General features: G+C 76.9%; 26 protein-coding genes, 1 pseudogene and 1 riboswitch. Of the genes and pseudogenes, 1 reads left to right on the top strand and 26 read right to left on the bottom strand.

Translation table 11 applies throughout. The annotated features are described in order from the left end of the window. Positions 1 to 10 precede the first annotated feature (10 nt). From DSM104299_RS08610 to DSM104299_RS08490, 26 genes and pseudogenes are all read right to left on the bottom strand, one after another. Positions 11 to 1,030, bottom strand: coding sequence for an aminotransferase class I/II-fold pyridoxal phosphate-dependent enzyme (locus DSM104299_RS08610; protein ID WP_272476888.1), 1,020 nt, complete (start codon positions 1,028 to 1,030; stop codon positions 11 to 13). Beyond that, a complete protein-coding gene (locus DSM104299_RS08605; protein WP_272476887.1) occupies positions 1,027 to 1,566 on the bottom strand; it encodes a bifunctional adenosylcobinamide kinase/adenosylcobinamide-phosphate guanylyltransferase in 540 nt (179 codons plus the stop codon). Before DSM104299_RS08605 ends, DSM104299_RS08610 begins: the two co-directional genes overlap by 4 nt. Next, positions 1,557 to 2,477 carry an adenosylcobinamide-phosphate synthase CbiB gene (cbiB, locus tag DSM104299_RS08600; RefSeq protein ID WP_272476886.1) on the bottom strand — a complete coding sequence of 307 codons (921 nt, stop codon included), beginning with the start codon at positions 2,475 to 2,477 and terminating at the stop codon, positions 1,557 to 1,559. The genes DSM104299_RS08605 and cbiB overlap by 10 nt, the downstream gene beginning before the upstream one ends. Beyond that, complete coding sequence (locus DSM104299_RS08595) at positions 2,461 to 3,123, bottom strand: adenosylcobinamide amidohydrolase (protein ID WP_272476885.1); 663 nt, start codon at positions 3,121 to 3,123, stop codon at positions 2,461 to 2,463. The genes cbiB and DSM104299_RS08595 overlap by 17 nt, the downstream gene beginning before the upstream one ends. Continuing rightward, positions 3,120 to 3,707 carry a precorrin-8X methylmutase gene (locus DSM104299_RS08590; protein ID WP_272476884.1) on the bottom strand — a complete coding sequence of 196 codons (588 nt, stop codon included), beginning with the start codon at positions 3,705 to 3,707 and terminating at the stop codon, positions 3,120 to 3,122. The genes DSM104299_RS08595 and DSM104299_RS08590 overlap by 4 nt, the downstream gene beginning before the upstream one ends. Beyond that, complete coding sequence (locus DSM104299_RS08585) at positions 3,692 to 3,907, bottom strand: 4Fe-4S binding protein (RefSeq protein ID WP_272476883.1); 216 nt, start codon at positions 3,905 to 3,907, stop codon at positions 3,692 to 3,694. The genes DSM104299_RS08590 and DSM104299_RS08585 overlap by 16 nt, the downstream gene beginning before the upstream one ends. Further along, complete coding sequence (locus DSM104299_RS08580) at positions 3,904 to 4,278, bottom strand: cobalamin biosynthesis protein (protein ID WP_272478081.1); 375 nt, start codon at positions 4,276 to 4,278, stop codon at positions 3,904 to 3,906. Before DSM104299_RS08580 ends, DSM104299_RS08585 begins: the two co-directional genes overlap by 4 nt. After that, positions 4,278 to 5,453: a precorrin-6y C5,15-methyltransferase (decarboxylating) subunit CbiE gene (gene cbiE, locus DSM104299_RS08575; RefSeq protein WP_272476882.1), complete on the bottom strand. Its 1,176-nt coding sequence runs from the start codon at positions 5,451 to 5,453 to the stop codon at positions 4,278 to 4,280. Before cbiE ends, DSM104299_RS08580 begins: the two co-directional genes overlap by 1 nt. Further along, entirely contained in the window at positions 5,450 to 6,610 is a 1,161-nt protein-coding gene (locus DSM104299_RS08570) for a cobalt-precorrin-5B (C(1))-methyltransferase (RefSeq protein WP_272476881.1), read from the bottom strand. Before DSM104299_RS08570 ends, cbiE begins: the two co-directional genes overlap by 4 nt. Next, a complete protein-coding gene (cobM, locus tag DSM104299_RS08565; protein ID WP_272476880.1) occupies positions 6,603 to 7,409 on the bottom strand; it encodes a precorrin-4 C(11)-methyltransferase in 807 nt (268 codons plus the stop codon). The genes DSM104299_RS08570 and cobM overlap by 8 nt, the downstream gene beginning before the upstream one ends. Continuing rightward, positions 7,406 to 8,110 (bottom strand): energy-coupling factor ABC transporter permease, encoded by a 705-nt coding sequence (locus tag DSM104299_RS08560; protein WP_272476879.1) that lies wholly within the window; start codon positions 8,108 to 8,110, stop codon positions 7,406 to 7,408. The genes cobM and DSM104299_RS08560 overlap by 4 nt, the downstream gene beginning before the upstream one ends. Then, entirely contained in the window at positions 8,097 to 8,843 is a 747-nt protein-coding gene (gene cobA, locus DSM104299_RS08555) for a uroporphyrinogen-III C-methyltransferase (RefSeq protein ID WP_272476878.1), read from the bottom strand. The genes DSM104299_RS08560 and cobA overlap by 14 nt, the downstream gene beginning before the upstream one ends. Continuing rightward, positions 8,840 to 9,595, bottom strand: coding sequence for a precorrin-3B C(17)-methyltransferase (locus DSM104299_RS08550; protein ID WP_272476877.1), 756 nt, complete (start codon positions 9,593 to 9,595; stop codon positions 8,840 to 8,842). Before DSM104299_RS08550 ends, cobA begins: the two co-directional genes overlap by 4 nt. Further along, positions 9,592 to 10,473: an energy-coupling factor ABC transporter ATP-binding protein gene (locus tag DSM104299_RS29360; RefSeq protein ID WP_432419776.1), complete on the bottom strand. Its 882-nt coding sequence runs from the start codon at positions 10,471 to 10,473 to the stop codon at positions 9,592 to 9,594. The genes DSM104299_RS08550 and DSM104299_RS29360 overlap by 4 nt, the downstream gene beginning before the upstream one ends. Before the next feature lie 90 nt (positions 10,474 to 10,563). Continuing rightward, positions 10,564 to 11,358, bottom strand: a pseudogene (locus DSM104299_RS29355) (sirohydrochlorin chelatase); the annotation flags it as partial. Beyond that, positions 11,355 to 12,101 carry an energy-coupling factor transporter transmembrane component T family protein gene (locus DSM104299_RS08540; protein WP_272476875.1) on the bottom strand — a complete coding sequence of 249 codons (747 nt, stop codon included), beginning with the start codon at positions 12,099 to 12,101 and terminating at the stop codon, positions 11,355 to 11,357. The pseudogene DSM104299_RS29355 and the gene DSM104299_RS08540, both read right to left, overlap by 4 nt. 76 nt (positions 12,102 to 12,177) lie before the next feature. Continuing rightward, a complete protein-coding gene (cobI, locus tag DSM104299_RS08535) occupies positions 12,178 to 12,906 on the bottom strand; it encodes a precorrin-2 C(20)-methyltransferase (protein ID WP_272476874.1) in 729 nt (242 codons plus the stop codon). Further along, a complete protein-coding gene (locus tag DSM104299_RS08530; RefSeq protein WP_272476873.1) occupies positions 12,903 to 14,285 on the bottom strand; it encodes a cobyrinic acid a,c-diamide synthase CobB in 1,383 nt (460 codons plus the stop codon). The genes cobI and DSM104299_RS08530 overlap by 4 nt, the downstream gene beginning before the upstream one ends. Continuing rightward, entirely contained in the window at positions 14,282 to 15,250 is a 969-nt protein-coding gene (locus tag DSM104299_RS08525; protein WP_272476872.1) for an alkaline phosphatase family protein, read from the bottom strand. Before DSM104299_RS08525 ends, DSM104299_RS08530 begins: the two co-directional genes overlap by 4 nt. Beyond that, the gene (gene cobO, locus DSM104299_RS08520; RefSeq protein ID WP_272476871.1) at positions 15,247 to 15,834 is read right to left on the bottom strand and encodes a cob(I)yrinic acid a,c-diamide adenosyltransferase; all 588 of its coding nucleotides are present in this window, start codon (positions 15,832 to 15,834) and stop codon (positions 15,247 to 15,249) included. Before cobO ends, DSM104299_RS08525 begins: the two co-directional genes overlap by 4 nt. Continuing rightward, positions 15,831 to 17,843, bottom strand: a complete 2,013-nt coding sequence (locus tag DSM104299_RS08515) for a VWA domain-containing protein (RefSeq protein WP_272476870.1) — start codon at positions 17,841 to 17,843, stop codon at positions 15,831 to 15,833. Before DSM104299_RS08515 ends, cobO begins: the two co-directional genes overlap by 4 nt. After that, positions 17,840 to 18,886 carry a nicotinate-nucleotide--dimethylbenzimidazole phosphoribosyltransferase gene (gene cobT, locus DSM104299_RS08510; RefSeq protein ID WP_272476869.1) on the bottom strand — a complete coding sequence of 349 codons (1,047 nt, stop codon included), beginning with the start codon at positions 18,884 to 18,886 and terminating at the stop codon, positions 17,840 to 17,842. Before cobT ends, DSM104299_RS08515 begins: the two co-directional genes overlap by 4 nt. Further along, a complete protein-coding gene (cobN, locus tag DSM104299_RS08505) occupies positions 18,883 to 22,551 on the bottom strand; it encodes a cobaltochelatase subunit CobN (RefSeq protein ID WP_272476868.1) in 3,669 nt (1,222 codons plus the stop codon). Before cobN ends, cobT begins: the two co-directional genes overlap by 4 nt. Continuing rightward, complete coding sequence (locus DSM104299_RS08500; protein WP_272476867.1) at positions 22,536 to 24,092, bottom strand: cobyric acid synthase; 1,557 nt, start codon at positions 24,090 to 24,092, stop codon at positions 22,536 to 22,538. Before DSM104299_RS08500 ends, cobN begins: the two co-directional genes overlap by 16 nt. After that, entirely contained in the window at positions 24,089 to 24,862 is a 774-nt protein-coding gene (locus DSM104299_RS08495) for an adenosylcobinamide-GDP ribazoletransferase (protein WP_272476866.1), read from the bottom strand. Before DSM104299_RS08495 ends, DSM104299_RS08500 begins: the two co-directional genes overlap by 4 nt. Continuing rightward, positions 24,859 to 25,485 carry a histidine phosphatase family protein gene (locus tag DSM104299_RS08490; protein WP_272476865.1) on the bottom strand — a complete coding sequence of 209 codons (627 nt, stop codon included), beginning with the start codon at positions 25,483 to 25,485 and terminating at the stop codon, positions 24,859 to 24,861. The genes DSM104299_RS08495 and DSM104299_RS08490 overlap by 4 nt, the downstream gene beginning before the upstream one ends. A gap of 75 nt (positions 25,486 to 25,560) precedes the next feature. Beyond that, positions 25,561 to 25,692: riboswitch (cobalamin riboswitch) on the bottom strand. 55 nt (positions 25,693 to 25,747) lie between these two features. On the opposite strand from DSM104299_RS08490, the gene DSM104299_RS08485 reads away from it, so the two are divergent. After that, positions 25,748 to 26,419, top strand: coding sequence for a histidine phosphatase family protein (locus DSM104299_RS08485; RefSeq protein WP_272476864.1), 672 nt, complete (start codon positions 25,748 to 25,750; stop codon positions 26,417 to 26,419).

Below are 26,419 nucleotides of genomic sequence, written 5' to 3'. Positions count from 1 at the left end.
TGCAGGTTGCTCACACGCGCTGGCTGAGCGCGGCGATGAGCCGCGCGTCCGTCTCGCCGCCGCGTGCGGTGAGGCGGACGTGGCGCGGCGTGAGCCCGGGGAACGTGGAGGCCGGCCGGATGGCGATGCCCAGCTGGTCGCGCAGGTCGTGGGCGAGCGCCAGCGCGTCGCGGGTGGCGAGCTCGACCAGGACGAAGTTCGCGGCGCCGGGGTAGACGTGGACGCGCCCGAGCGGCAGCGCCCGCTGCAGCGCGGCCTCCAGCGCGCGCCGGTCCGCGCGGGCGCGCGCCGCGATCGGGCGCAGCCGCTCCGGCGTCGCGTGCTCCACCGCGAGGAGCGCGAGGGCGTTGACGGGCCACGCCTGCCGGCGCGCGCGCAGCGCCCCGGCCAGATCGGGCGGCGCGAGCAGGTAGCCGACGCGCAGACCGGGAGCCCCCAGGATCTTCGTGAGGCTGCGGAGCACGACCAACCCCTCGGTCGCGCGGGCCGCCAGCGACGCCTCCTCGCCCGCGACGAAGTCCATGAACGCCTCGTCGACGACGACCGTCCGGCCCGGCCTGACCAGGGCCGTGATCGCGTCGGCCGGATGGAGCACGCCGGTCGGGTTGGTCGGGTTGCCGATCACGACGAGGTCGGCGTCGTCCGGGACCGCCTCCGGATCGAAGTCATAGGGGTCGGGCAGCAGGACGTGCCGCGCCCGCCCGCCCAGCGCCCGGTCCGGCTCCGTGAACTGCGGATGGACGACCACCGGCCGCCGCGGCGCGAGCACGTCGGCGACCAGCTGGAACCCGTGCGCGGCGCCGTTGAGCATCACGACCTCGTCGGTCGCGCGGCCGTGGCGCCGGGCGACGACCTCCACCGCCTCGCGCTCGTCGGGATACGCCGCGACCGCGGTCGCGAGCTCCTCGGCCAGCGCCGCCCGCAACCACGCCGGCGGCCCGCCCGTCGCGACGTTCACCGCGTGGTCCGCGGCGGCGCCGCGCGCCCAGGCATCGCCGTGGACGTCGGCGGTCGTCGCGCCGCCGCTCACGGGAGCTCCACGACGCGCCCGGCGACGACGAGCAGCGCGCGGTCGGCCGCCTCGCCCAGCGTCTGGGCGGTGTCGCCGAGGACGTCGAGCCACAGCCGCGTCGCGGCGCTCGGCGGCACCGGGCCCCAACCGGCCTCCTCGGCGACGACGATCGTCGCGCCCGGCCGCTCCCGCGCCACCGCGGCGAACGCCCGCGCCGCCGCGCGCAGCTCCGCGGCCGCCGCGGCGCCGTCCGCCCCGTCCTCCAGCGCGCCCGCGCGCCACAGCACCTCGCTCATCCAGGTCCCGAGCGAGTCCATCAGGATGGTCGCCCCCGGCGGCGCGGCGCGCAGCGCGCCGACCACGTCGATCCGCTCGACCGTCGCCCACGCCGCCGGCCGCGCCGCCTGGTGCGCCGCGACGCGCGCCGCCATCTCCGCGTCGGTCACCGTCAGCGGGGCGAGGACGACCACCGGCGCGCCCGGCTCCCGCGCCAGCGCCTCCGCGATCGGGCTCTTGCCCGACCGGCGCGGCCCGAGGACGAGCGTCAGCGCCACGCCGCCACCGCCACCGCGGCGGTCGCCAGGACCGCGCTCGTCGTCGCGCTCAGCCGCACCGCCCGGCGCAGCGCGGCGGTGTCCGGCGGCGGCCCGGAACCCAGGCGCGGCCGCTCCTCGACCCGCCCGTCGTAGTCGTTGGCACCGCCCAGCGTCACGCCGAGCGCACCGGCGAAGGCGGCTTCCACCCGGCCCGCGTTCGGGCTCGGATGGCGTGCGCCGTCCCGCCGCCACGCACGCCACGCGCCCGCCGCGTCCTCGCCGCACAGCGCCGCCGCCACGACCGTCGCGGCCGCGCACACCCGCGCGGCCGGCAAGCCGAGGACGTCGTCGAGCCGCGCCGCGCCCCAGCCGAAGCGCTCGTAGCGGGCGCTGCGGTAGCCGACCATCGCGTCGAGCGTGTTCGCCGTGCGGTGGGCCACCGCGCCCGGCGCGCCCGCGACCGCGCCCCACAGCAGCGTCCCCGCCTCGGCGTCGGCCGTGTTCTCCGCCAGCGACTCCAGCGCGGCGCGCGTCAGCTCGGCGCCGTCCAGCGCCTCGGTCCGGCGCGCGACGAGCGACTGCGCGAGCGTGCGCGCGGCCGGGAGGTCGCCGTCGTCGACGAGCTCGGCCATCCGCGTCGCGGTCCGCCGCAGCGACCGGCCGCCGAGCGCCGCCCATCCGCACGTCGCGGTGACGAGCACGCGCCGCGCGACGCCGCCCCGGCCCGCCCGCGCGACGACCGCCGTCGGCACCGCGACGAGCACGCCGGCATGGACCACGCCGACCAGCCGCGAGGACCGGTAGGTCGCGCGCTCGGCCGCCTGCGCCGCCCGCCCGAAGCCCGCGACCGGATGCCACCGCGCCGGATCGCCGAGCGCCGCGTCGAGCACGACCGCGGCGGCCAGCCCGACGCTACGCGCGATCGCCATCGCCCACCCACCTGAACTCCGCCCCGCGTCGCCGCTCGAAGTCCAGCGCGCCGGCCATCACCGCGGTGTGGACGCAGCGGGCGATGGCGGTGCCCGCCGGCGCCATCGGGCCGGCGAACGGCTCGGTCGCCCCGGGACGGGCGGCGACGCAGATGCTGTCGGTCGCGGTGCCCGTCGCCGGGCCGTCGTGGTTGCGCGCCACGATGCCGGCGTCGCTCAGCGCCTGGGCCTTCGCCTCGGTCGCGGTCTGGACGGCGTAGACCAGGGCGGCGTCGGTCAGCGCGGCCTCCACGAGCACCAGCATGTTGATGGTGTTGACCGGCGGCACCTCGCGCAGCACCCGGCCGGCGGCGGCCAGCGGCACGCCGATCCCGACCGTCGCGACCACGCGAGCCGCGCCCGGCTCCTCGCACCACTGCGCACGGTCGACGTGCGCGGCGGTCATCGCGCCAAGCGTCGTCGCGACGTCGACCCCGCGCGCCGCCATCGCCTCGCGCAGGTGCGCGTCGGGGTCCATCCGCGCGTAGCCGTGCGGGACCTGGAGGTTCAGCCAGCCGGTCGCGTCGCGCAGGCCGCCACCGACGACCGCGCTGGAGAGGCAGCGCCGGACGCCCCCGAAGTCCACCACCAACGCCGTGCCGCTCATGCGGCGTACAACAACGCGTTGACCGCCGCGACGGCCACCGCGCTCCCGCCCCGCTCGCCGACGTTCGCCACGCACGGCAGCCCGGACGCGACCAGCGCCGCCTTCGCCTCCGCCGCCCCGACGAACCCGACCGGCAACCCCACGATCAGCGCGGGCTCCGGCGGCGGCGTCTCGAGCAGCTGGAACAGCGCGGTCGGCGCGTTGCCCACCACCCACACCGCACCCGCCGGCGCCTCGCGCGCCGCCAGCGCCATCGCCGCCGCGCTGCGCGTGACGCCGGCCGCGGCGGCCCGCTTGGGCACCCGTGGATCGGCCAGCGTCACGACGACCTCCCGCGTCGTCACCCCCGCGGCGACCATGCGCGCGTCCGCGTAGATCGGCGCGCCGCCGGCCAGCGCTGCCCGTCCCCCACGCAGCGCGCCCTCGTCGAGCACCAGCGAGTCGGCGAACGACAGGTCCGCCGACGCGTGGCACACGCGCTCGGCGACCACGCGCGACAGCGGCGCGAACCGCGTGAAGTCGTAGCGCGCACGCAGGATGCCCATGCTCTCGACCTCGATCGGATGGGCTACGCGGCGGGCCATGGCGCCTCCTCGGGCGGCAACGGGACGAACGCGTCGGCCGGGCAGATCTCGAGGCACTCGCCGCACCCCGTGCACCGGTCGACCAGCGTCAGCAGCGGCGGGCCGTCGAACCACGCGGGCGCCGGCCGCAGCGCCCGCTCAGGGCACGTCTTCAGGCAGGCGCCGCAGCCCTTGCAGTCCAGCGTCGCGGCGTAGATCATCGTCTTGCTCCGCGCGCGATCGCGCAGGTCGCGTGCCGCGAGCGCTGCTTGGCCAGCACCAGCTCCGCCCCCACGCCCGCGGCCAGCAGCGCCGACGCCTCCGCCACGCTCGGCGTCCCGACGTGCCGCGCGACGACCGGCGACGGCGTCGGGACCGCCACCGCGCCGAGCGCGGCGGGCGCGAAGAACCGCAGCGACCACCGGCGCGCCGCGGCCAGCGCCAGCACCGCCGGCTCGTCGCCCTTGACGTCGACCGAGGCAAGGACCATCACTTCTGCGGCGGCCACGCCCGCGGCGTCCAGCGACGCGTCGACCAGGGCCTCCAACTCGATCGGAGGGCAGCCGCGGCTCGCGCCGACGCCGACGACCATCACGACCGCCGCCCCACCACGACGACCACGGGGTTGGTCGCGGCCAGCCGATGCCCGCCCGCCAGCGGCGCGAGCCGGGACGCCTGGACCATCGTCGCCTCGGCCGCGAACCCGCGCGACGCGAGCCGGTCCAGCACCGGCCCGACCCGCTCGACCAGCGCCAGCGTGACCACGACCCGCCCCACCGTCGCGCGCGCCGCGCACGCGTCGACGATCGCCTCCAGGTCCGCGCCCCCGCCGCCGACGAACACCGCGTCGGGATCCGGCAGGCCCGCGAGCGCCGCCGGCGCGCGCCCCTCGACGACGCCGATCGGGACGCCGAACCGCTCGGCGTTGCCCCGCGTCCGCGTCACCGCGTCGGCGTCGTCGTCGACGGCGAAGACCGCGGCGCCGAGCCGCGCGCACTCGACCGCGACCGACCCGCTCCCACACCCGACGTCCCACACCAGCTGCCCCGTCCGCGGCCCCAACGCCGCCAGCGCGACCGCGCGGACCTCGCGCTTGGTGATCATCCCCGCGCGATGGTCGAACGCGTCCTCGGCCAGCGCCCACGCCGGCCCGAGCTCCTCGACAGCGGTCCCCGCGCCAAGCGACACGAGGACATTGGGTTGCGCGAACGCCGGCAGCGCGGCGATCTCCTCGGCGCTCCCGGTCACCACGCGCTCGTCGGGCTCGCCCAGCCGCTCGGCCACCGCCAGCGTTCGCCCGCTGCCGGCCATGCGCGCCGCGAACCACGCCGGCGTCGCCTCGCCGTCGGTCAGGATCCCGACCTTGGGATGGCGCAGCGCCGCCGCCAGCGCCGGCCGCGGGTCGCGCGCGTGCGCGGAGACCACCAGCGCGTCGTCCCACGGGAGCCCGAGCCGCGCGAACGCGACCGCCACCGACGACGGCGCGGGATGGACGACGACGCGCTCCTCCCCCACGCCGCGCCGCAGCGTGCGCACGATCCCGAAGAAGCCGGGGTCGCCGCTCGCGAGCACGACGCAAGGACCATCACAAGCTACGACCTCCGCGAGCGCCGCGTCGAGGCCCGCGGCCAACGTCACGGTGCGCGCGCCCGGCGGCGCCAGCGCCGCGAGCTGCCGGGCGCCCCCGGCCACCAGCTCCGCACCGTCCAGCAGCGCCTCCGTCCCCGCCGGCACGCGCCCGCCCTCGACCCCGAGCACCGCGATCATCCGGCCAGCGCCTCCACCGACAGACGGTCGCGCGCCCCGGGCGACGCGCCGGCCAGCCGCGCACCCTCGAAGTCGACGATCGCGCAGTCCACCAACAACGCGCCCCGGACGTAGGCCGCCAGGTTCTCGGCGACCTTCGCGCACAGCAGGTCCGACGCCGCGGTCAGCCCCGCGCCCTCCCACAGCTCCCACGCGTGCCGGCCGGTGTTGGACGCGGCCACCGCGCCGACGAGGTCGTCCGCGCCGCCCGCCTCGCGCGTCACCGACGCCAGGAACGCCGGGTCGACCTTGGAGCGGGTCCAGTGGGTCATCATGATCCCGGCCGCGAGCTTGGCGAGCTTACCCGCCATCCCGACGAAGACGCAGCGCTCGAACTCGAGCTTCGCCGCGCGCTTGAGCGCGTAGCCGGTGAAGTCGCCGACCTCGACGAAGCACACCTCGGGCAGCTCGGGCAGCAGCCGGCGCGCCGCCTTCTCGGTCCGGCCGCCGGTCGTCAGGACGACGGTCCGCGCGCCCTGGGCGTCCATCACGTCGATGGCCTGGCCGACGCTCGCCCGCCACGCCGCGGTCGAGAACGGCCGGACGATGCCGGTCGTGCCGAGGATCGAGATCCCGTCCATGATCCCCAGCCGCGGGTTGGACGTCCGCCGCCCCATCTTCGCCCCGCCGGGCACCGAGATCTCGACGTCCACGCCGACGACCGACAGGTCGACGACCTCGCCGACCGCCGCGGTGATCTGCGCGCGCGGGCCCTTGTTGATGGCGGGGCCGCCGACCTCGAGCCCGAGGCCCGGCCGCGTGACCGTGCCGACGCCGTCGCCGCCGCGCAGCACGATCCCCGGCGTCGCGGTCAGCGCGACGCGCGCCGTGAGATGCGCGCCATGGGTCACGTCGGGGTCGTCGCCCGCGTCCTTGACCACGACGGCGACCGCCGCGTCGCCGTCGCGCTCGCAGCGCTGCACCGGGAACGTCGGCCGTCGCTCGCCCTTGGGCAGCGGGACCTCGATCTCGGCCGGCGGGTCGCCGTCGCGCAGCAGCAGCGCGGCGGCCTTGGCGGCGGCGGCGCTGCACGTCCCGGTCGTCCAGCCGTAGCGGAGCTTGCCGGTGGCTACGCGGCGCGCGCTGGCCGGGAGGTTGGGCTCGCGCAGGTCAGCCATCGGCGCGCGCGGCCTTCTTGTAGCGGTCGGGCCGCCCCAGCGGCCGGTAGCGATGGCCGTAGCCGGGGTCGTAGACGTGCGAGCGGCCGGCGCAGGCGGCATCGCCCAGCGCGGGCCCGACGAGGACCAGGGCCTGCGTCGTGATCTTGTAGTCCTTGATCTGCGCGGCGAGGTCCTGCAGCGCGCAGCGGATCACGATCTCGTCCGGCCACGAGGCGCGGTAGACCACCGCGCACGGCGTGTCCGGCGCGTAGCCGCCCTCCAGGAGGTCGGCCTGGAGCTCGCGCGGACGGCGGACCGACAGGAACAACACCAACGTGGTCCCGTGCCGCGCGAGCTCGACGAGCTGCTCGTTGGCCGGCATCGACGTCCGGGTCGGCCGCCGGGTGTAGATGAGCGTCTGCGAGACGTCGGGGATCGTCAGCTCCTGGCCGAGCGCCGCGGCGGCCGCGCCGACCGAGGAGACGCCCGGCACGATCTCGACGTCGAGATCCAGCGCGCGGCACGCGGCGAGCTGCTCGTGGAGCGCGCCGTACACCGTCGGATCGCCGCTGTGGACGCGGGCGACGTGCAGAGAATCTCTACGCGCGCGCGTATAGATCTCGATGACGTCCTCGTGCGTGCGGTCGTCGGACGGGATCAGCTCGGCGTCGGGACGGGCGTGCTCGAGGATCGCGGGGTCGACGAGGCTGCGGGCCCAGACGACGACGTCGGCGGCCTGCAGGACGGCGACCGCGCGCAGGGTGAGCAGGTCGGGCGCGCCCGGGCCGGCGCCGACGAAGGACACGCGGCCGGTCATGCCGGAACCTCGACGCGGGGCTTCTGCGCCGCCGGCGGCGACCAACGCGCCCGCACCGGCTCCGCGATCCGCACCAGGTCGGGCCGGACGCCCAGCAGCGCGCGGACGATCAGCCCGGTGAGCACGCCCTCGACGACCGCGATCACCGCGTAGGCCCCAAGCGTCGACCAGGCGATCTTCGTGAGGTCGATCGGGACGGCGTGGCCGAACGCGAACTCGCCGACGAACGTCGCCGCCGACAGCTCGACCGCGATCGCCGCGGCGATCCCGCACGCGATCGCGAGGCCCTTCGGCGTCCGGCCGAGCCTGGTGGCCCGCAGCGCGGCCGCCAGCGGGTAGCCGAAGAACGCCGGGACGAGCGCGAGCGTCACGATCGTCAGCCCGAGCGTGCTGATCCCGCCGTCGCCGAGCGCGAGCGCCTGGATCGTCGCGACGACCGCGATCGTGACCGCGCCGAGCCACGGCCCGAGCAGGCAGACCGCGAGCGCGCCGCCGAGCAGGTGGCCCTGCGTCCCGACGGTGATCGGGAACATCGGCGCGTCGCCGACGAGGAAGAACGCCGCCGCGAGGCCGGCGATCGGCAGGTCGCGCTCCCGCTCCTCGGCACGCATCCGCCGCAGGCAGACCGCGAGGCCTGCGCCGGCGACGGCCGCGCCGGCCACGGCCGCCTCGCCGGAGAGGAAGCCGTCAGGGATGTGCATGGACGGCTCCTTGGGCGGGCGCGGCGCCGCCGGTCAGGTCCAGCGCGGCCACCGCGCCGACGACGAACGTCACGGGCGGCGGCAGGGGCGCGGGCAGCGCGTCGAGCGTGCCGCGCAGGACGCGCTGCTCCGGCCGCGTGCCCGCGCTGATCGCCGCGACCGGCGTGTCCGGGGCGAGGCCGCCGGCGATCAGGCGCGCCGCGATCCGGCGGATCCGGCCGCGGCCGGTGAGGATGACCAGCGTGCCGCCGAGCCGGGCGAGCAGGTCCCAGTCGGGCGGCGTGCCGTGCTCGGGGTCGTCGTTGCCGTCGACGATCGTCGCGGTGACGCTCAGCTGGCGCAGCATCAGCGGGATGCCGGCGACGGCGGGCGCGCCCAGCGCGCTCGACACGCCCGGAACGACGCGGACGGCGACGCCCGCGGCGCGCAGCGCCCGCGCCTCCTCCCCGCCGCGCGAGGCGACGAACGGATCGCCGCTCTTGAGCCGGACGACCGCGCGCCCGTCGCCCGCCAAGGCCACCAACAACGCGTTGACGTCGCCCTGACTCAGCGCGCGCCGCCCTGGCGCGCGACCGACGCAGCGGCGCTCGGCATCGGGCGGGGCCAGCGCGACGATCGCGTCCGCCGAGGGCCGGTCGTAGACGACCACCTCGGCGGCGACGAGCGCGCGGCGCGCGGCCTCGGTCAACAGCATGGGGTCGCCCGGCCCGGCGCCGACGAACGTCACGGTCATGTCGCCGCCCCCACGGGCCCGCGCAGCGCGACCAGCCACGGGCCGACCTCGGCCGCCGAGTCGCCGCTCACGAGCACGACCGTCCGCATCGTCACGCGCTCCGGGTCCAGCGCGCCGAGCGTCGTGCGCTCGATCCGCTCGTCGGGCCGCGTCACGTCGTGGGCGAGCACGACCGGCGTCGCCTCGCCGCGCGCCGCGCGCAGGAGCTCCAGGGCGCGGTCGAAGCCGGCCGCGCGCCGCGACGAACGCGGGTTGTACAGCGCGAGCGCCAGGCCGCTGCCGGCCAGCGCGTCCAGCCGGCGCTCGACGCGCGCCCACGGCATCGAGATGTCGCTCAACGACAGGACGGCGAAGTCGTCGGTCAGCGGCGCGCCGGCGGCGGCCGCGGCGGCCTGCGCGGCGCTGACGCCGGGAAGGACGATGACCTGCGGCCGCTCGTCGGCGTCGAGCTCCGCGGCGCGGGCCAGCGTCCGCGCGGCCATGCCGTGGACGCCGGCGTCGCCGCTGGAGACCAGCGCGACGCGCGCGCCCTCGGCGGCGAGGACCAGCGCCTCGTCGGCCCGGCGGTCCTCCTCGCCCATGACGCCGCGGACGACCCGCTGGCGCGGGTCGAGCAGGTCGGCGACCGCGTCGACGTAGGTCGTGTAGCCGACGACGACCTCCGCGCCGGTCACCGCGGCCGTGGCCGCCGGCGTGCGGTGCGCGGCGCCGCCGGGGCCGAGGCCGACGATGTGCAGGACGCCGGACGTCATGCGGCGAGCGGGTTGAAGCCGGCGGGCAGCTCGAGGCGATGCGCGCGCATGAACCCGTCGTCGGCGAGGATCTCGCGCGTCGGGCCGTCGGCGACCACATGGCCTTGATCGAGGACGATCGCGCGCGGGCACAGCTCCAGCGCGTAGGGCAGGTCGTGGGTCACGAGCACGGTGGTGAGCGAGAGCGACACGAGGACGTCGGCCAGCTCGCGCCGCGCGGCCGGGTCGAGGTGCGACGACGGCTCGTCGAGCACGAGGACGTCGGGCTCCATCGCCAGGACGCCGGCCAGCGCGGCGCGGCGGCGCTGGCCGGCCGAGAGCGCGTGGGGCGCGCGCTCGGCGACGTCGGTCAGCGCGACGCGCGCGAGCGCCTGGTCGACGCGTTGTTGGAGGTCTTGCCCGGTGAGGCCGAGGTTGGCGGGGCCGAACGCGACGTCGGCGCGCACGGTGGGCAGGAACAGCTGGTCGTCGGGATCCTGGAAGACGAGGCCGACGCGGCGGCGGATGTCGCGCCGGGTCTTCGGCGTCAGTGGCGTCCCCCCGATCGTCACGGTGCCGGTCGCGCCCTCGAGCATGCCGTTGAGCTGGAGCGCGAGCGTCGTCTTGCCGGCGCCGTTGGGCCCGAGGAGCGCGACGCGCTCGCCGGTGGCGATCGTGATGGAGATGGCGTCGAGGACCGGCGTGCCGTCGGGGTAGGCGTAGGAGAGGTCCGCGATCTCGACGGCGCGCTGCGCGGTCGGCGCGTGCTGGGCCGGGTGCAGCGCGCGCTCACGCGGCGGGACCACAGCAGGCGCCGGCTGCGGCGCGCGGGTGGCGCGGCGGCGTCCGCGCCGGCCGGTCGCGGGCCCGTCGCCGTGCGGCGTCAGCGAGATCGGCATTCCGACCTTGTCCTCGTAGCCGGGCAGGCGGACGCGGTAGGTGCACAGGTCGCAGTTCATCCGCACGTCGCCCTGCATCGCCTCGCGGTAGCGCTCCAGCACGAGCTTGGCGAGCCGGCGATCCGGGCCGAGGTGGGCGGCCGCGCGCACGTCGAGCTCCGGATGCTCCGCCGCCCAGGCCGACGCGGCCGCATACAGGCGCGGGACCAGGACACCGGTGAACAGCAGGAACGGCGCGACGACGATCGTGCGGGCGCCGAGGCGGCGGAGGCGCTCGAGCGCGGCCGGGAGGTCCGGCTGAGTGACGCCGGCGAACGCGGGCTCGACCAGGCCGAGGCCGCGGCCGTCGGCGAGCAGGCGGGCGACCTTGTACAGGTCCCCGCAGGCGTCGGGGTCCGACGACCCGCGCCCGACGAGGACGACGCCGGTCGTCGCCGGATCGTGGTCGGGCGGCAGCGCGGCGCGGATCCGGTCCTCGGCGACCGCGAGCACCGCCGGGTCGATCCCGAGGTCGCGGCCCATGGTGAACGCGACGTCGGGATGGCGCTGGCGTGCCCGGGCCAGCGTCGCCGGGCCGTCGTTCTTGAGGTGGCCGGCGGCGAGCAGGACGAGCGGGACCGAGATGATGGCCTTGGGCTCGGCGGCCGCGACCAGCCGGTCGACCGCCTCGTCGACCAGCGGCTCGGCCAGCTCGATGAACCCGGTCTCGATCGGCGTGCCCGGCCCGGCGGCGGCGCGGACGAGCACCGCGAGCGCGTGGAACTCGGCGAGGCCGTCGGCGTCGCGGGTGCCGTGGCCGACGACCAGGAGCGCCGGCGGCGCGGGGCGCGCGGCGGTGGCCGCCGCGGCGGCCGAGGCACTGCGGCGGGTCGGCTCGGCGCTCACGCGAGCCCTCCGCGCGTCGCGATCGTCGCCGCCAGCGCGGGCAGCGCCGCGGCCGCCGCCAGGATGATGGCCATGCGCCGGCCGCCGGGCGCCGGCGCGCCGAGCCCGACCGCCGGCATGCGACCGTCCCAGCCGCGGGCGAGCATCGCCGCGTGGACGCGCTCGCCACGGTCGATGCAGCGGACGGCGAGCGTGCCCGTCGACTGCGCGACGGCCCGGGCCTGCCAGAGCCAGCGGGCGTCGTCGGCGCGGGCGATCCGGGCCATGTTGACGCGGCGCAGCTCGTCCAGCACCAGCACGAGGTAGCGGACGGCGAGCGCGCCGATCGCCGTGAACGCGGGCGGCACGCGCAGCCGCTCCAACCCCATGATGATCTCCGGCGCGGGCGTGGTCGCGCTCAGCACGCCCGTCGCCAGGACCACCAACGTGGCCTTGCTCACGATCGCGCCCGCCAGCTCCAGCCCATCGCGGCCGGCGACGAGCGGGAGCAGCACGACGAACGCGATGAACGGGATCTCGACGACGAGCCGCAGCGCGAGCCCACGCACCGGGACGCGCCCCCACGCGGCCAGCCCGGCCACGATCGCGGCGTCGACCGCGAACGGCCACCACGCGCCGCGCGGCACGAACGCGACGCTCAGCGCGAAGACGATCAACGCCATCACCTTGACTTCCGGTGCCGCGTCGTGCAGCGCCGTGCGGACCTCCGCGACGACCGGCTCGCCGTGGGCGGCGCCACTCACGGCGCGAGCCTCGCCCGGACGGCTCGTTCGCGGGCGGACGCGCGCCCAGGGGCTCGCCTCCGCGGCAGCGGACGACTCACAGCCTTCCTCCGCGCGGCGCCCCGCCGCGCGCGGGCGTGACCAGGACGGTGGAGAAGTAGGGAGCGGGGCCGTCCGTCAGCGACGCCGCCGCGACGACCTCGCCGTCGAGGCCGAGGTGCGTCCCGACCGCGGCCTCGTCCTCGCGGCCGGCGGCGCGGACGACGTCCAGCACCTGCGGCAGCTGCCGGCCGCCCTTGTAGATCACGACGGTCTCGAAGCTGTCGAGGGCCGTGCGCACGCGGTCGGCGCCGGCGGTCCACGGCACGAGCGCGAGGCCGTCGGTGCCCTCGGCGAGCAGCGCGCCGGTGCGCGCCGCGAGGTCCTGCATCGCGGTGATGCCCGGCACGGTCCGGACCGCGACCCCGGGCGCCAGCCGCGCGACCGTGTGCGCCACGTAGGCGAAGGTGGAGTACACCGCCGGATCGCCGAGCGTGGCGAAGGCCGCGGTGCCGCCGCCGCGGACGACGTCGGCGATCGCCGCGCCCGCGGCGTCCCACTTCGCCTCGCGCTCGCCGGCGTCGGTCATGGCGAAGCCGAGGCGGACGAGACGGTCCGGCGCGACGTGTTGCGCGACGACCGCCTCGGCCCGTCCCGCCCCGCCGGCGCTCGCCGCGGTCGCCGGGACGAACACGCGGTCCGCCGCGCCCAGCTCGCGCACGGCCTTCAACGTCAGGTGCTCGGGGTCGCCGGGCCCGACGCCGACGCCGACGAGCGCGCCGGTCATGCGGGCACCTCCGGCGCCTGCGCCGCCGCGGCCGCGGCGGCGACCAGGCGCCACGCGACCGCGGGCGTCGCCGCCCAGTGCGTGTGCAGGTAGGACGCGTGGACGCCACCGACCACATGGCCTTCGCTGCGCGCGCTGCCGCGGGCGCTCAGCGTCCACGCGGGCGCGGCCCCGGCCGGCGGGTCGAGCAGGCTGTAGTGGAACTCGTGGCCGCGCACGGTGCTCCCGGCCGGCCAGACCGGATGCTCGGCGACCGCCGCGGCGCTGCGGTAGCCGAGGGTCAGCCGCTCGCCCATGCGCGCCCGCGCCGGGACGACGTCGCACATCGGCCGGCCGTCGAGCTCGGTCGACAGGTACAACAACCCGCCGCACTCGGCCAGGATCGGCCGGCCGCGCCGCGCGAACGCCGCGACCTCGGCGCGCAGCGCCCAGTTCTCCGACAGCTCGGCGCCGAAGACCTCCGGGAAGCCGCCGGCCAGAAGCAGCGCGCCGCAGCGCGCCGGCAGCTCCTCGTCGACCAGCGGGTCGAAGGGCACCAACTCGGCGCCGGCGGCGGCGAGCAGCTCGTGGTTCTCCTCGTAGCGGAACGAGAACGCCGGCCCCGAGGCGACCGCGATCCGAACGTCGCGGACCGGCGCGAGCACGGTCTCGTCCGGCGCCGGCGACCAGGCGTCCCCGGCCTCCAGCGGCGGCGCGCTGCGCGCCAGCGCGAGCAGGGCCTCCAGGTCGGCCTCGGCCGCGACCGCCGCCGCCAGCCCGTCGAGCGTGCGCCGCGCGTGCGCCTCACGCTCCACCGCCGGGACGAGCCCGAGGTGGCGCTCGGGCACCGCCAGGTCGGCGTCGCGCCGCAGCACGCCGACGATCGGGACGCCGGTCGCCGCGATCGCCTCGCGCAGCAGCTCCTCGTGCCAGTCCGACGCCACGCGGTTGAGCACGACGCCGCCGATCCGCAGCGTGGGGTCGAACGTCGCGAACCCGTGGACGATCGCGGCCACCGAGCGCGCCATCGCGCTCGCGTCGACCACCAGCACCACGGGCGCGTCGAGCAGCTTGGCGACCTGCGCGGTCGAGGCCAGCTCGCCGCTGCCCGAGGCGCCGTCGAACAGCCCCATCACGCCTTCGACCACGACGAGATCGGCGCCGGCCGCGCCGTGGCGGACCAGCGGCGCGATCAGCTCCGGGCCGCTCAGGAACGCGTCGAGGTTGCGGCCGGGCCGCCCGCAGGCCAGCCGGTGGTAGGACGGGTCGATGAAGTCCGGGCCGACCTTGAACGGCGCGACGCGTTGGCCGGCGCGCGACAGCGCGGCCATCAGGCCGGACGCGACGGTGGTCTTGCCGGCACCGGAGTGCGTCCCGGCGATGACGAGCCGGCCGGTCACGCCCGGACCTCCGCCCGCGCGAACGGCCCGTCCCACACGGGCGCGCGGGTCACGAGGCGCTCGTGCAGGCGCACCGCGCCGGCCGGCGCCACGCCCGCGCCCGCGATCACCAGCGGAACGGGATCCGCATGGTGGTGCCCGGTCTCGACGCACGTCGCGTGGTCGCTGGTGACCGCGAGGACGCCGCGGGCGTCGGCGACGGCGCGCGCCAGCGGGCGGATGACGTCGGCGTCGGCGGCCTCGAGCAGCGCGCGCTTGCCGAGACGATCGCGATGGTGCGCCGCCTCGTCGGCGCCGCCGACGTGGACGACGACGGTCTCGGCGGTGCGCATCGCCGCCAGCGCGGCGCAGGTCTTGGCCCACAGGTCGCTGCCGACGTCGCCGGTCGCGCCGGCGGGCGTGACGACGTCGGCGCCGAGCAGCCGTCCGCAGCCCGCGGCGGCGCCGGGCGCGGCGACGATCGCCGTGCGGCGGTCGAGGATCGGCGCGAGCTCCTCGCCGTCGTCCCAGACGTGGACGGCGAGGGACGCGGCGCTCTCCAGCTCCGGCCGGGTCTGGCCGACCGCGAGGAAGCGGTGGCCCTTCAGGTGCCGGACGTCGTGCTCGGGAAGCAGCGCCGCGAGGTCGCGCGCGACCAGCAGCGCCTCGGCCGTGACCGCACGCCGGCCGTCGTCGTGGTGGTGGAGGTCGAGCCGCCAGGCGCGCGCGCCGTCGGGGACCTCGACGCCGGCCGCGGCCGCCTCGATCGGCCCGCGCCCGGGCGCGGCGGTCAGCGCGGCGCCGAGCAGCGTCGGGATCCCGACCTCGCTGCCGGGAGGGAGACCGGGCGGCGTCGTCGCCACGCGCGCGACGGCGCCCCGGTCGCAGAGCGCGTCGAGCGCCGGCATCTGCGCCGCCTCGAGCGTCGAGGGCCACGGCCACACCGGCTCGGCGGCGCCGTCGAGGATGACGAGGACGCGCGTCACCACTCGATCCCCTGCTGCGCGCGGATCCCCGCGTCCATCGGGTGCTTGACCTTGACGACCTCGGAGACGAGGTCGGCGGCCTCGATCAGCGCGGGCGGCGCGTCGCGGCCGGTGACGACGACGTGCTGGAAGCCCGGACGGTCGCGGAGCGTCGCAACCACATCATCTTCCTCGATCCACCCGTACTTGATGGGGTAGGTCAGCTCGTCGAGGAGCAGGAACTCGTAGCGCTCCTGCGCGATGCACACCTTGACGTGCTCCCAGCCGACACGCGCCTTGTCGGCCGACTCCTCCAGGTCGCGGCTGATCCACGACCAGCCGTCGCCCATCTTCTCCCAGTCGATGCCGCCGAGCGCGGCCGCGGCCTTCGCCTCACCGACCTTCCACTTGCCGGACTTCACGAACTGGAAGACGCCGCAGCGGTAGCCGCGCGCCCAGGCGCGCAGCAGCATGCCGAAGGCGGCGCTGGACTTGCCCTTGCCGTGGCCGGTGTTGACGATCAGCAGCGGCCGGTCACGCGGCTTGCGCCGGATCGGGTCGGCGGAGCCCTGGTCGTCGGGCGTGTGCGTGGTGTCGATGGTCATGCGGCGAGGGCGCGCAGCCGGGACGCGAGGTCGCGGCCGTCGGCGGCGGGGTCGAGGGGCAGGATGGTGGTGTTGGGCGCCGCGGCCGCGATGCGGCGGGCGCCGCCGAGGCGGACGGGCCCGCTCTCGCCGTCGACGACCACGAGCTGGATGCCGGCGCGGTGCAGCGCCGCCGCGGCCGGGACGGGATCGGCGCCCGCGTTGGCGCGCCCGTCGGAGACGAGGACGACGACCGCGGCGCGATCGGGCTCGCGCAGGCGCTCGCGGCGCACGACGTCGGCGGCGAGCGCGAGGCCGGCGGCGATCGGCGTCCGGCCGCCGGTCGGCAGGGTCTTGAGCGCCGCGGCCGCGTGGTCGACGGCGCCGGTCGGCGGCAGCGCGAGCTCCGCGCCGGCGCCGCGGAACGTGACGAGCGCGACGCGATCGCGCCGCTGGTAGGCGTCGCCGAGCAGCGCGAGCACCGTGCCCTTGACCAACGCCATGCGCTTGCGCGCGCCCATCGAGCCGGAGGCGTCGACGCAGAGGATCAGCAGCGCGCCCTGCCGACCCTCGCGCTGCGCGGAGCGAAGGTGATGGGGTTGCACGCGCTCGCCGCGCGCCGCGAGGAGCGTCGGCAGGAGCGCGACGTCGTCGTCGCCGTGGCGGGCGCCGACGACGACGCCCGTCCCGCGAGCGCGGGCGCGGCGCCCGGCAGCGGCCTGGCCGCGGCGCCGGTCGAGGGCGATGACCGGCGCGGGAGCGTCGGGCACGGGGTCGACGGCGGGGGCGTCGCGCGGCGCGGAGGCGGCGTCGCCGCGGTCAGGGTCGTCGCCGCGGGCGGAGCATTCGCCGCTCGACGCGGCGCCGCGGCCGGCGTCGCGATCGGGATCTTCGGCGCGGGCGCGGCCTTCGCCGTGCGGCGCGCCCGCCGGCTCCAGGGCGCCCTCGCCGTGCGGCGCCTCGCCCTGCGCGGACTCTTCGCCGCCCGGACCGCCCTCGTCGCTGCCGTCGCCGCCGTCCTCAGCGTCCTGCTCGGCCAGCGCGTCGCTCACGGTCTGCGGAGACGGCGGCGGCGCCAGCGGGTCCCGGCGCAGCCGATGAGTCAGCGCCAGCGCGGCGGCCCGCTCGACGTGGACGTCGCCCACCTCGTCGGCGCCGTCCAGCGCCGCCAGCGCCAGCGCGGCGCGCGTGCAGGCGAGGTCGGCGCGCAGGCCGTCGACGCGCAGCCGCGCGCAGAGCGTCGTGATCCGGACGAGCTGTCGGTCGGGCAGGCGGACCGCTCCCAACCGCTCGCGCGCGGCCGCCAGCCGCGAGGCCAGGACCGCCTCGGCGTCGGCGTGGCCGGCGACGAACGCGCGCGGATCCGCGTCGAAGCGCAGGCGGCGCCGGACGACCTCGGTCCGCGCCGCGGCGTCCGTCGGCGCATGCACCTCGACGCCGAGCCCGAAGCGGTCCAGCAGCTGCGGGCGCAGCTCGCCCTCCTCCGGGTTCATCGTCCCGACCAGCAGGAACCGCGCCGGATGGCGCACGCCGTGCCCGTCGCGCTCGACGACGTTGACGCCCGAGGCCGCGACGTCGAGCAGGACGTCGACCGCCGCGTCGGGCAGGAGGTTGACCTCGTCGGCGTACAGCACGCCGCGGTGCGCCGCGGCCAGCAGCCCCGGCTCGAAGACCGCCTCGCCGGCCCCCAGCGCGCGCCGCACGTCCAGGGCGCCGACGACGCGCTCGACCGTCGCGCCGAGCGGCAGCTCGACCATCGGCGCGGCCCGGCGCGCAACACCATCATGTCGCTCGTCGCACGGGCACGCCTCGCCGGGCGCGACGCCATAGGCGCAGCCGACCGCGACCTCCTGCTCGGGCAGCAGCGCGGCCAGCGCCCGGACCGCGGTCGTCTTCGCCGTCCCCCGCTCGCCGCGGACGAGCACGCCGCCGAGCGCCGGGTCGACGGCGCACAGCAGCAGCGCGGTGACGAGGTCGTCCTGCGCGAGGATCGCCGACAGCGGGAAGCGCGGCGCGTCCGCGGCGATCATCCGCTCACCCCCGCCTCGGCGAACGTCGCCATCCCGTCGTGCAGCGCGCACGCGGCCTGGACCAGCAGCAGCGCCGTCGCCGCGCCGGAGCCCTCCCCCAGCCGCAGGTCCAGCTCGACGAGCGGGCGCAGGCCCAACCGCGACAACAGGTGCTCGTGGGCCGGCTCGACCGAGCGGTGGCCGGCCAGCAGCCGGCCGCCCAGCTCCGGCGCCAGCTCCGTGGCCACCGCGATCGCGGCCGTCGCGATGACGCCGTCGCAGATCAGGCCCAGCCCGTGCTCGCCCGCGCCGAGCGCCAGGCCGCACAGCACCGCCAGCTCGCCGCCGCCGAGGCGGCGCAGCAGCTCCAGCGGATCGCCGTCCGCCGCGTCCACGTGCCGGTCCAGCGCGCGCTCGATCACCGCGCGCTTGCGCCGCAGGCCCTCGTCGTCCACCCCGGTCCCGCGGCCGACGACCGCGTCGGCCGGCAGCCCGCACAGCGCCGCGGTCAGGCACGCGGCCGGCGTCGTGTTCCCGATGCCCATCTCGCCCGCGATCACCAGGTCGATCCCGTCGGCCGCCGCCCGCGCCGCGATCGCGCGGCCGGCGCGCACCGCGCTGCGGACCTCGTCGTCGGCCAGCGCCGGCTCGACCGCGAGGTTGCGCGACGGCGCGGGCAGGGCGACGTCGACGCCGGCGACGCCCTCCGGCGGGTCGATCACGCCCGCGTCGACCAGCACCACGTCCGCGCCGGCATGGGCCGCCAGGACCGTGATCGCCGCGAACCCCGCGCCGAACGCGCCGAGCATCTGCCCGGTCACCTCCTGCGGGAACGCCGAGACGCCCTCGGCGACGACGCCGTGGTCGGCGGCCGCGATCACGACCCGCGTCCGCGGCACCGGACGCTCCCGGCCGGTCACGCCCGCGACCCAGACCGCGACCTCCTCCAGCCGTCCCAGCGACCCAGGCGGCTTGAGCAGCTGCGCCTGGCGCGCCAGCGCGGCCTCGCGCGCCGCCTCGTCCACGGGCCGGATCGCCGGAACCAACCCCATCGTCTTGCTCATGGCGCCGGCTCTCCCGCTTCCTCGAGTTGTGCTTCAACATCCAATAGCTGCTCCTGGAGCGCCTCCAGCGTCCCCGGCTCCGGCGCCGCCCACAGCCCGCGCTCGGCGGCCTCCAGCAGCCGCTCGGCCATCGCGTGCAGCGCCCACGGGTTCGACCGCTTCAGGAACGCGCCGACGTCGGGATCGCGCACGTACTTGTCCGCGATCGCCTCGTACATCCAGTCGTCGACGACGCCCGTCGTCGCGTCGTAGCCGAACAGGTAGTCGACGGTCGCCGCGAGCTCGAACGCGCCCTTGTAGCCGTGCCGTACCATGGCGCCGATCCAGCGCGGGTTCGTCACGCGCGCCCGGAAGACGCGCCGCGCCTCCTCGGCCAGCGACAGCGCCCGGACGCGCGCCGGGTCCGCGCTGTCGCCGACCCACGCCTTCGGGTCCCGGCCGCTCAGCGCGCGCACCGCCGCGACCATGCCGCCGTGGTACTGGAAGTACCCGTCGCTGTCGAACAGGTCGTGCTCGCGGTTGTCGATGTTCTTGACCGCGACCTCGATCCGCGCGAAGCAGTCGCGAACGGCGCCGCGCGCCTCCACGCCGTCCAGCCCGGCGCCGTAGGCGTAGCCGCCCCACGCCTCGTAGACGGCGGCCAGGTCGGCGTCGTCGCGCCAGTTGCGCGCGTCGATCAGCTCCAACAGCCCGGCGCCGTAGGACCCCGGACGCGACCCGAAGACGCGCGCGGTCGAGCGCCGCCACGCGCCCCTCTCGCCGAGCTCGTCCGCCAGGCGCGCGGCGTCGCCGCGCGTGTGCTTGCGCACGTAGTTGTCGTCGTCGCCCTCGTCCAGCGCCGCGACGGTGCTGACGGCGTCGTCGATCAAGGACACCAGGTGCGGGAACGCGTCGCGGAAGAAGCCGGAGATCCGCACCACCACGTCGATCCGCGGGCGCCCGAGCTCCTCCAAGGACACCACCTCGACCCCGGTGACCCGCCGCGTGTCCGGGTTCCACACCGGCCGCACGCCCAGCAGGTGCAGGATCTCGGCGACGTCGTCGCCGTGCGTGCGCATGGCGGCCGTGCCCCAGGCGACGATCCCCACGGTCTCGGGATGGCGGCCGTCCTCCGCGACGTGGCGCTGCAGGAGCGCGTCGCCGAGCCGGACGCCGACGTCCCAGGACAGCTGCGAGGGCAGCGCCTTCGGGTCGACGCCGTAGAAGTTGCGGCCGGTGGGCAGGACGTCGACGCGGCCGCGCGTCGGGGAGCCGCTCGGCCCGGCCGGCACGTACTCGCCGTCCAGCGCCGCGAGCACCGCGTCGATCTCGCGGGTCGACGCGCGCAGGCGCGGCACGAGGTCGGCCGCGGCGAAGCGCAGCGCGTGCAGGACGTCCGGCGCGTCGGTGTCGAGCACGTTGCGCGCGACCTCGGCCAGCGCGTCCACGTCCCACCCGCGCGCCGACAGCGCGTCCAGCACCATGTCCTGCGCGGCGTCCAGGCGATCCAGCGCGACGCGGTCGCCCGCCTCGATCAGCGCCAGCTCGTCGACGCCGCGCGCCGTCCCGATCGCGCGCCGCAGCGCCGGCACGTCCGCGTTGGGCAGGCGCATGATCGCGGCGACGAGGTTGCGCAGCGCCTCGCCCTCCGGCGCAAGGCCCAGCACATGCAGCCCGTCGCGCACCTGGAGGTCCTTGACCTCGCACAGGTAGGTGTCGAGGTGCTCGATCACCGTGCCGATCGCGTCCTCGTCGGCCGGCGCGTCCGCGTCGTCCAACCCAAGGTCCTTGTGCAGGTTGGCGGCGAGCAGCGCCTCCCAGATCCGCGCGCCGAGCGCCGGGAGCTTGGACGGGTCGAGGGCCTCCATCCGCGCGTACTCGTCCAGGTGGTCTTCGAGCGCGGCGAGCTCGTCGTGCGTCCCGGCCCGCGCCATCGGCGGGATCAGGTGGTCGACGATCGTCGCGTGCATCCGCCGCTTGGCCTGGACGCCCTCGCCGGGGTCGTTGACCACGAACGGGTAGACGACCGGGAGCGTGCCCAGCGCGGCGTCCGGCCCGCACGCCGCGCTCAACCCCACCGACTTGCCCGGCAGCCATTCCAGCGTGCCGTGCTTGCCGAGGTGCACGAGCGCGTCGGCGCCCCACACCCGGTCCAGCCACCAGTAGCACGCGAGGTAGTGGTGTGAGGGCGCGAGCTCGGGGTCGTGGTAGATCGAATCGGACCCACCCACCCCCTCGCCGTAGCCGCGCGGCGGCTGGATCGCGACGAAGACGCCGCCGAGGTCCAGGCCGGCGAGGACGAGGTCGTCGCCGTCGCGCCACTGCGTGCCGGGCGGCGGGCCCCACGTGTCGATCATGGAGGACTTGAGATCCTCCGGCAGCGCCGCGAACCACTCCTCGTACTGCGCGACCGGCAGCCGCGCGACGGCGGCGGCGAGCTGCGCGTCGGTCAGGTGGTCGGGGTCGTAGCCGCCGGCCGCGATCAGCCCGTGGATGAGCGCGTCGCCGTCGGCCGCGATGGCGTCGACCCGGTAGCCGGCCGCGCGCATGGCCTCCAACAACGCGATCGCCGACGCGGGCGTGTCGAGCCCGACCGCGTTGCCGATGCGCGCGTGCTTGGTCGGGAACGCGGAGAGCATCACGACCACCTTGCGTCGCTCGGCGGCCAGCGAGCGCAGGCGCGCGGTCCGGACGGTCAGGCCGGCGACGGCCGCGCAGCGCTCGGCATCCGGGACGTAGGCCGAGACGCCGGCGAAGTCCGGGTGGGGCTCCTTGAACGAGACGACGCCACCGAGAAGCCGGCCGTCGAACTCCGGGATCGCGACCTGCATCGCGACGTCCATCGGGCTCAGGCCGGCCGGGCTCTCGGCCCATGCGGCGCGCGAGCGCGTCACGCAGACCGCCTGGATCACCGGGACGCCGAGCGCGGCCAGCGCGTCGGCCTGCCAGCCGTCGGCGCCCTCGTCGGCCGCCGTCGACCCGCCGGAGGCCAGCACCGTGACGATCAAGGCATCCACGTTGCCTTGCAGCTCCTCCAGCAGCGCGACGCGCTCATCGACGTCCGGGCGCAAGGACTGGGCCCAGACGCAGGTCGGGACGCCGCCGGCGTCGGCGACCGCGCGGGCCAGCGCGTCGACGAACGCGGTGTTGCCGGCCGCGAGGTGCGAGCGGTAGAAGACGATGGCGATGCGCGGAGCGCCGTCCTCGCCGCCGACGTCGAGGCCGGCGGGCTGGTAGCCGCCGTGCGACGCCCGCGCCACCGGATCCTCGAAGCCGTGGCCTTCGAGCAGGAACGTGTCGGCGAGGAAGCGGAGCAGGTTGGTGGCGTTGCCCACGCCGCCGTGGCGCAGGTACTCGAAGGCCTGCGCGAGCGCGCCGGCGGGCGCGTGGCTCAGCTGCGCCAGCTCGGCGTCGGGCTGCGGCTCGCCGCCGAGCAGGATGAGCGCGAAGCCCCTGTCGCCCTCGCCGGTGGCGCGCCGGCGCAGCTCCGTGACGCCGTCTTCCCACGCCCTGCGCCCGCCGAGCAGCCGGACGACGACGACGCGGGCGCCGTCCAGGATGTCGTCCAGGTCGGTCAAGGAGGAGGGGTTGGCGACGCGCACCTCCGGGAAGCCGGCCGGCAGGTCGCCCAGCGCGCGCGTGACGGCCAGGAGGTCGGTGTCGGCGTGGCTCAGGACGCGGAGCATGCGGTCCTCTGGAGGTCGAGGGACGGAAGGCCGTCGACGACGCCGCCGGCGAGCAGGGCGTCGAGCGCGTCGCGGTCGACGTGCTCGTCGACGAGGTCGCCGAGGACGTCGAGGCGGCGCTCGCGGACGGCCGCGAACGGCGTGTCGCCGGGCAGCCAGGAGCGGCCGCGCTCGCCGGCGACCCAGGCCAGCAGCGCGCGGCGGACCGCGTCGCCCTCGAGCAGGCCGTGCCAGCTCGTCCCCAGCACGGCCCCATGGGCCCAGCCCTCGGGCGCGCCGGCGGCGGTGGTGAGCAGGGACTCGCCGGGCGCCGCGCCCCCGGCGTGCGGGCGCGGCTGGCCGTGGCGGATCTCGTAGCCGGAGACGGCTGCGCCGCCGAGCCAGGTCGGGGCCGCGACTCCAGCCTGGCGGCGCAGCAGCTTGGTGGGGTCGAACACGGTGTCGACCGGGAGCAACCCAAGGCCATTGACAACGCCGGAGCGCGACTCGACGTCGTCCTCGATGCGGTGCCCCAGCAGCTGGTAGCCGCCGCAGATGCCGAGGATCGGCGCGCCCGCCGCGGCGCGGCGCGCCAGCGCGACGTCGAGGCCGTCGCGGCGCAGGCGCTCCAGGTCGGCGACCGTCGCCTTCGTGCCCGGGACGACGACGAGGTCGGCGCGCTCGACGTCGACCGGCGAGCGCGAGTAGCGCACGCCGACGCCCGGCTCGGCCGCGAGCGCGTCGACGTCGGTGAAGTTCGACATCCAGCGCAGGCGCACGACGACGACGTCGAGCGTGTCGGCGCCGATCGGCGGCGCGGGAGCCAGGGCGGGCGCCTCGAGCGCGAGCGAGTCCTCCGCGTCCAGCCACAGGCCCTCGCGCCACGGCAGGACGCCGAGCGTCGGCCGGCCGGTCAACCCGGACAACATCTCCAGGCCGGGCGCGAGCACGCTCGCGTCGCCGCGGAACTTGTTGATCAGGAACCCGGCGACGTGGCGCTGGTCCTCGGCGTCCAGCACCGCGAGCGTCCCGACGAGCGAGGCGAAGACGCCGCCGCGGTCGATGTCGCCCACGAGCAGGACGGGGATGTCGGCCGCCCGCGCCAGGCCCATGTTGGCGAGGTCGCGTGCGCGCAGGTTGATCTCGGCGGGCGAGCCGGCGCCCTCGCAGATGACGGCGTCGAAGCGCGCGCGCAGCCCGTCGAGCGCCGCGAGGACCGGCGCCTCGAGCGACGCCTTCAGCTCCTGGTAGGAGCGCGCGGTCGCGTCGGCGTAGGGCTTGCCCATGAGCAGGACCTGCGACGACGTCTCCCCCGCCGGCTTGATCAACACGGGGTTCATCGCGGCCTCGGGCTCGATCCCGCAGGCGGCCGCCTGCATCGCCTGGGCGCGCCCGATCTCCGCGCCGGAGGCGGTCACGGCCGAGTTGTTGGCCATGTTCTGGGCCTTGAACGGCGCGACGCGGACGCCGCGCCGGGCCAGCGACCGGCAGATGCCGGCGGTCACGAGCGACTTGCCGGCGTCCGACGCCGTGCCACAGACCAGGAGCGCGCCGCCGGTCACGACCACGCTCCGGAGAGGGCGACGAGGACCGCGACCTCGACCACCTTGCCGGTCGCGCCGAGCGTGTCGCCGGTGCGACCGCCGAAGGCGCGGACCTGGACGGCGAGGGCGGCGAGCAGCGCGACCGCGGCGGCGCCGAGCGCCGCGGGAGCGCCGGCGACGACGAAGGTCGCGGCGGCCAGCGCCGTCGCGACGACCGCGGCCCGCGGCGCGACGGCGAGGCTGCGGCCGAGGCCGGCGCCGGCGCGGGCGTTGGGCAGCGCCGCGGCGGCGACGACCATCGCGGCGCGCGACGCGACGTGCGCGGCGACCAGGGCACGGGCGGCGTGTGCGGCGTCGAGCGCGGCGAGCGCGAGGGCCGCGACGAGCAGCGCGCACGCCATCGCCAGCGCGCCGTGCGCGCCGACGGCCGAGTCCTTCATGGCCGCGAGCCGCCGCTCGCGAGTGCCGTGGACGCCGAGGCCGTCGGCGGTGTCCGCGAGGCCGTCCTCGTGCAGGCCTCGGGTGAAGACGATGGCCGCGACGATCGCGAGCGCGCCGGCGACCGCCGGCGAGACGCCGGCGGCGTCGGCGAGCGCGCAGGCGCCGGCGGCGACGCCGCCGACGAGCGCGCCGACGACCGGGAACCACGGCGCCGCGCGGGAGAGCCAGGCCGCGCCGAGACCCTCGACGCGGCCGGTGGGGACGATGGTGAGGAACGCGATCGCGAGCCGCGCGCCGGCGAAGGGCGCGACGGCGGGCGCGACTGCGGCGGTCGTGGTCTCGCTCATCGCGTCGCCTCCACCGGCGTCCGCCGCGCCGTCGGGCGCGGGTCGCGGAACAGCGCCGGCTCCCAGTTGATCCGGGCCACGCGCCAGCGAGTGCCGCGGCGGCGCAGCTCGGTCACCGACGTGGGCGCGACGTCGATCGTCCAGAACGCCTCCTCGGGCACCTCCAGGCCGCAGACCACCGCGGCGCGGATCACCGAGGCGTGCGTGACGACCGTGCGGGTGCCCTCGCCCTCCAGCCCGTCGAGCCACGCGCGGACCCGACCAAGAACATCAACAAGCGTCTCGCCGCCGTGTGGCGCCCGTGCCGGGTCGGCGCGCCAGGCGACGACGCCGTCGGGGTCCGCGACCTCCACCTCCGCCAGCGGCCGGCCGCGCCAGGCCCCGAAGTCCCAGTCACCCACGGCGCTCGACACGACCGCGACCTCGCCGAGGCCCAGCGCGTCCGCCGTCTCGGCGCAGCAGGTCGCACCGCTGCGTAGGACCGAGCGCGCCCGCGGGAGGTGCGCCGCCAGGTCGGCGACACGCCGCGACGCGCCGTCGAGCAGCGGACCGTCGCCGCCGAACACGGCACGGCGTGTGTCAGCCGTCGCCGCGTGGCAGATGAAGAGGACCCGGAGGCTCACGCCACGAGGCGCGAACGGGGTGCTTCAGGGTCGACCAACGAAACGAACCTCCTCGGGATAAGCGCGTCCCGACGTAAGGGGTTGTATGCGATGGCCGGGTCAAGTTCCTGGCTTGCCGGAGTGCCTTCCTCGGAAGACCTCCGGTCACAGTGGCGCGACCGCGTCGGACTCTCACCGACTTCCCGCACCATCGCTTGAACGCGCCGGACAGTACACGCCGCGTCGCAGCCCTGCAATCCGACCTTCTGGCAAGGTCCCGTCGGTGAGCGAGCGCTACCCGCAGCGGGCCTGGACCCTTCCCGACGACGCCACCGAGGTGCTCCTGGTGCGCCACGGCGCCTCCCAGGACGCCGTTCCCGGCGAGCCGTTCGAGCTCCTCGAAGGCCACGCGAACCCCGCGCTGTCGCCGATCGGCGAGCAGCAGGCGCGGCTCGTCGGCGCCCGCCTGGCCAGGCGTCCTCCGGACACGTTGTTCGTCACCTCGCTGCAGCGCACCGCCCAGACCGCGCGGCCGCTGATCGAGGCCACCACCTTGGCGCCGACCGTCGTCCCGGAGCTCTCAGAGGTGCGCCTTGGCGAGTGGGAAGGCGGCGAGCTGCGCGTCCGGACCGCGAAGGGCGACCCGCTGGTGCGCACGATCTTCGAGGAGCAGCGCTGGGACGTCATCCCCGGGGCGGAGCCGGCCGAGGCGTTCGCGGAGCGCGTGCGCAAGGGCATCAACAAGGTCGTCGACGGCACCGGCCCCGGCCGCGTCGCCGCCGCCGTGGTCCACGGCGGCGTGATCGGCGAGCTGGCCCGGCAGGCGACCGGCGCGCCGCCGCTGGCGTTCATCCACGCCGAGAACACGTCGATCTCGCGCCTCGTGGTCTTCGGCGACGGCCGCTGGCTGCTGCGCAGCTTCAACGACACGACGCACCTCAACGACGAGGACTAG

The organism is Baekduia alba (genome assembly GCF_028416635.1).
Taxonomy (GTDB): domain Bacteria; phylum Actinomycetota; class Thermoleophilia; order Solirubrobacterales; family Solirubrobacteraceae; genus Baekduia; species Baekduia alba.
The sequence above is the reverse complement of the archived record's forward strand: the minus strand, read 5'-3'. Positions and strand labels throughout refer to the sequence as shown.

Bases quoted from the DNA above. Each gene is read 5' to 3' on its own strand.
- DSM104299_RS08560 (WP_272476879.1), bottom strand. From the start codon at position 8,110: ATGCACATCCCTGACGGCTTCCTCTCCGGCGAGGCGGCCGTGGCCGGC.
- DSM104299_RS08590 (WP_272476884.1), bottom strand. From the start codon at position 3,707: ATGGCCCGCCGCGTAGCCCATCCGATCGAGGTCGAGAGCATGGGCATC.
- cbiE (WP_272476882.1), bottom strand. From the start codon at position 5,453: ATGATCGCGGTGCTCGGGGTCGAGGGCGGGCGCGTGCCGGCGGGGACG.
- cobI (WP_272476874.1), bottom strand. From the start codon at position 12,906: ATGACCGGCGCGCTCGTCGGCGTCGGCGTCGGGCCCGGCGACCCCGAG.
- DSM104299_RS29360 (WP_432419776.1), bottom strand. From the start codon at position 10,473: ATGCCGATCTCGCTGACGCCGCACGGCGACGGGCCCGCGACCGGCCGG.
- cobO (WP_272476871.1), bottom strand. From the start codon at position 15,834: ATGACCATCGACACCACGCACACGCCCGACGACCAGGGCTCCGCCGAC.
- DSM104299_RS08580 (WP_272478081.1), bottom strand. From the start codon at position 4,278: ATGGTCGTCGGCGTCGGCGCGAGCCGCGGCTGCCCTCCGATCGAGTTG.
- cobN (WP_272476868.1), bottom strand. From the start codon at position 22,551: ATGCTCCGCGTCCTGAGCCACGCCGACACCGACCTCCTGGCCGTCACG.
- DSM104299_RS08550 (WP_272476877.1), bottom strand. From the start codon at position 9,595: ATGACGTCCGGCGTCCTGCACATCGTCGGCCTCGGCCCCGGCGGCGCC.
- DSM104299_RS08495 (WP_272476866.1), bottom strand. From the start codon at position 24,862: ATGAGCGAGACCACGACCGCCGCAGTCGCGCCCGCCGTCGCGCCCTTC.
- cobA (WP_272476878.1), bottom strand. From the start codon at position 8,843: ATGACCGTGACGTTCGTCGGCGCCGGGCCGGGCGACCCCATGCTGTTG.
- DSM104299_RS08585 (WP_272476883.1), bottom strand. From the start codon at position 3,907: ATGATCTACGCCGCGACGCTGGACTGCAAGGGCTGCGGCGCCTGCCTG.
- DSM104299_RS08595 (WP_272476885.1), bottom strand. From the start codon at position 3,123: ATGAGCGGCACGGCGTTGGTGGTGGACTTCGGGGGCGTCCGGCGCTGC.
- cobM (WP_272476880.1), bottom strand. From the start codon at position 7,409: ATGACCGGCCGCGTGTCCTTCGTCGGCGCCGGCCCGGGCGCGCCCGAC.
- DSM104299_RS08570 (WP_272476881.1), bottom strand. From the start codon at position 6,610: ATGGCTGACCTGCGCGAGCCCAACCTCCCGGCCAGCGCGCGCCGCGTA.
- cobT (WP_272476869.1), bottom strand. From the start codon at position 18,886: ATGAGCAAGACGATGGGGTTGGTTCCGGCGATCCGGCCCGTGGACGAG.
- DSM104299_RS08515 (WP_272476870.1), bottom strand. From the start codon at position 17,843: ATGATCGCCGCGGACGCGCCGCGCTTCCCGCTGTCGGCGATCCTCGCG.
- cbiB (WP_272476886.1), bottom strand. From the start codon at position 2,477: ATGGCGATCGCGCGTAGCGTCGGGCTGGCCGCCGCGGTCGTGCTCGAC.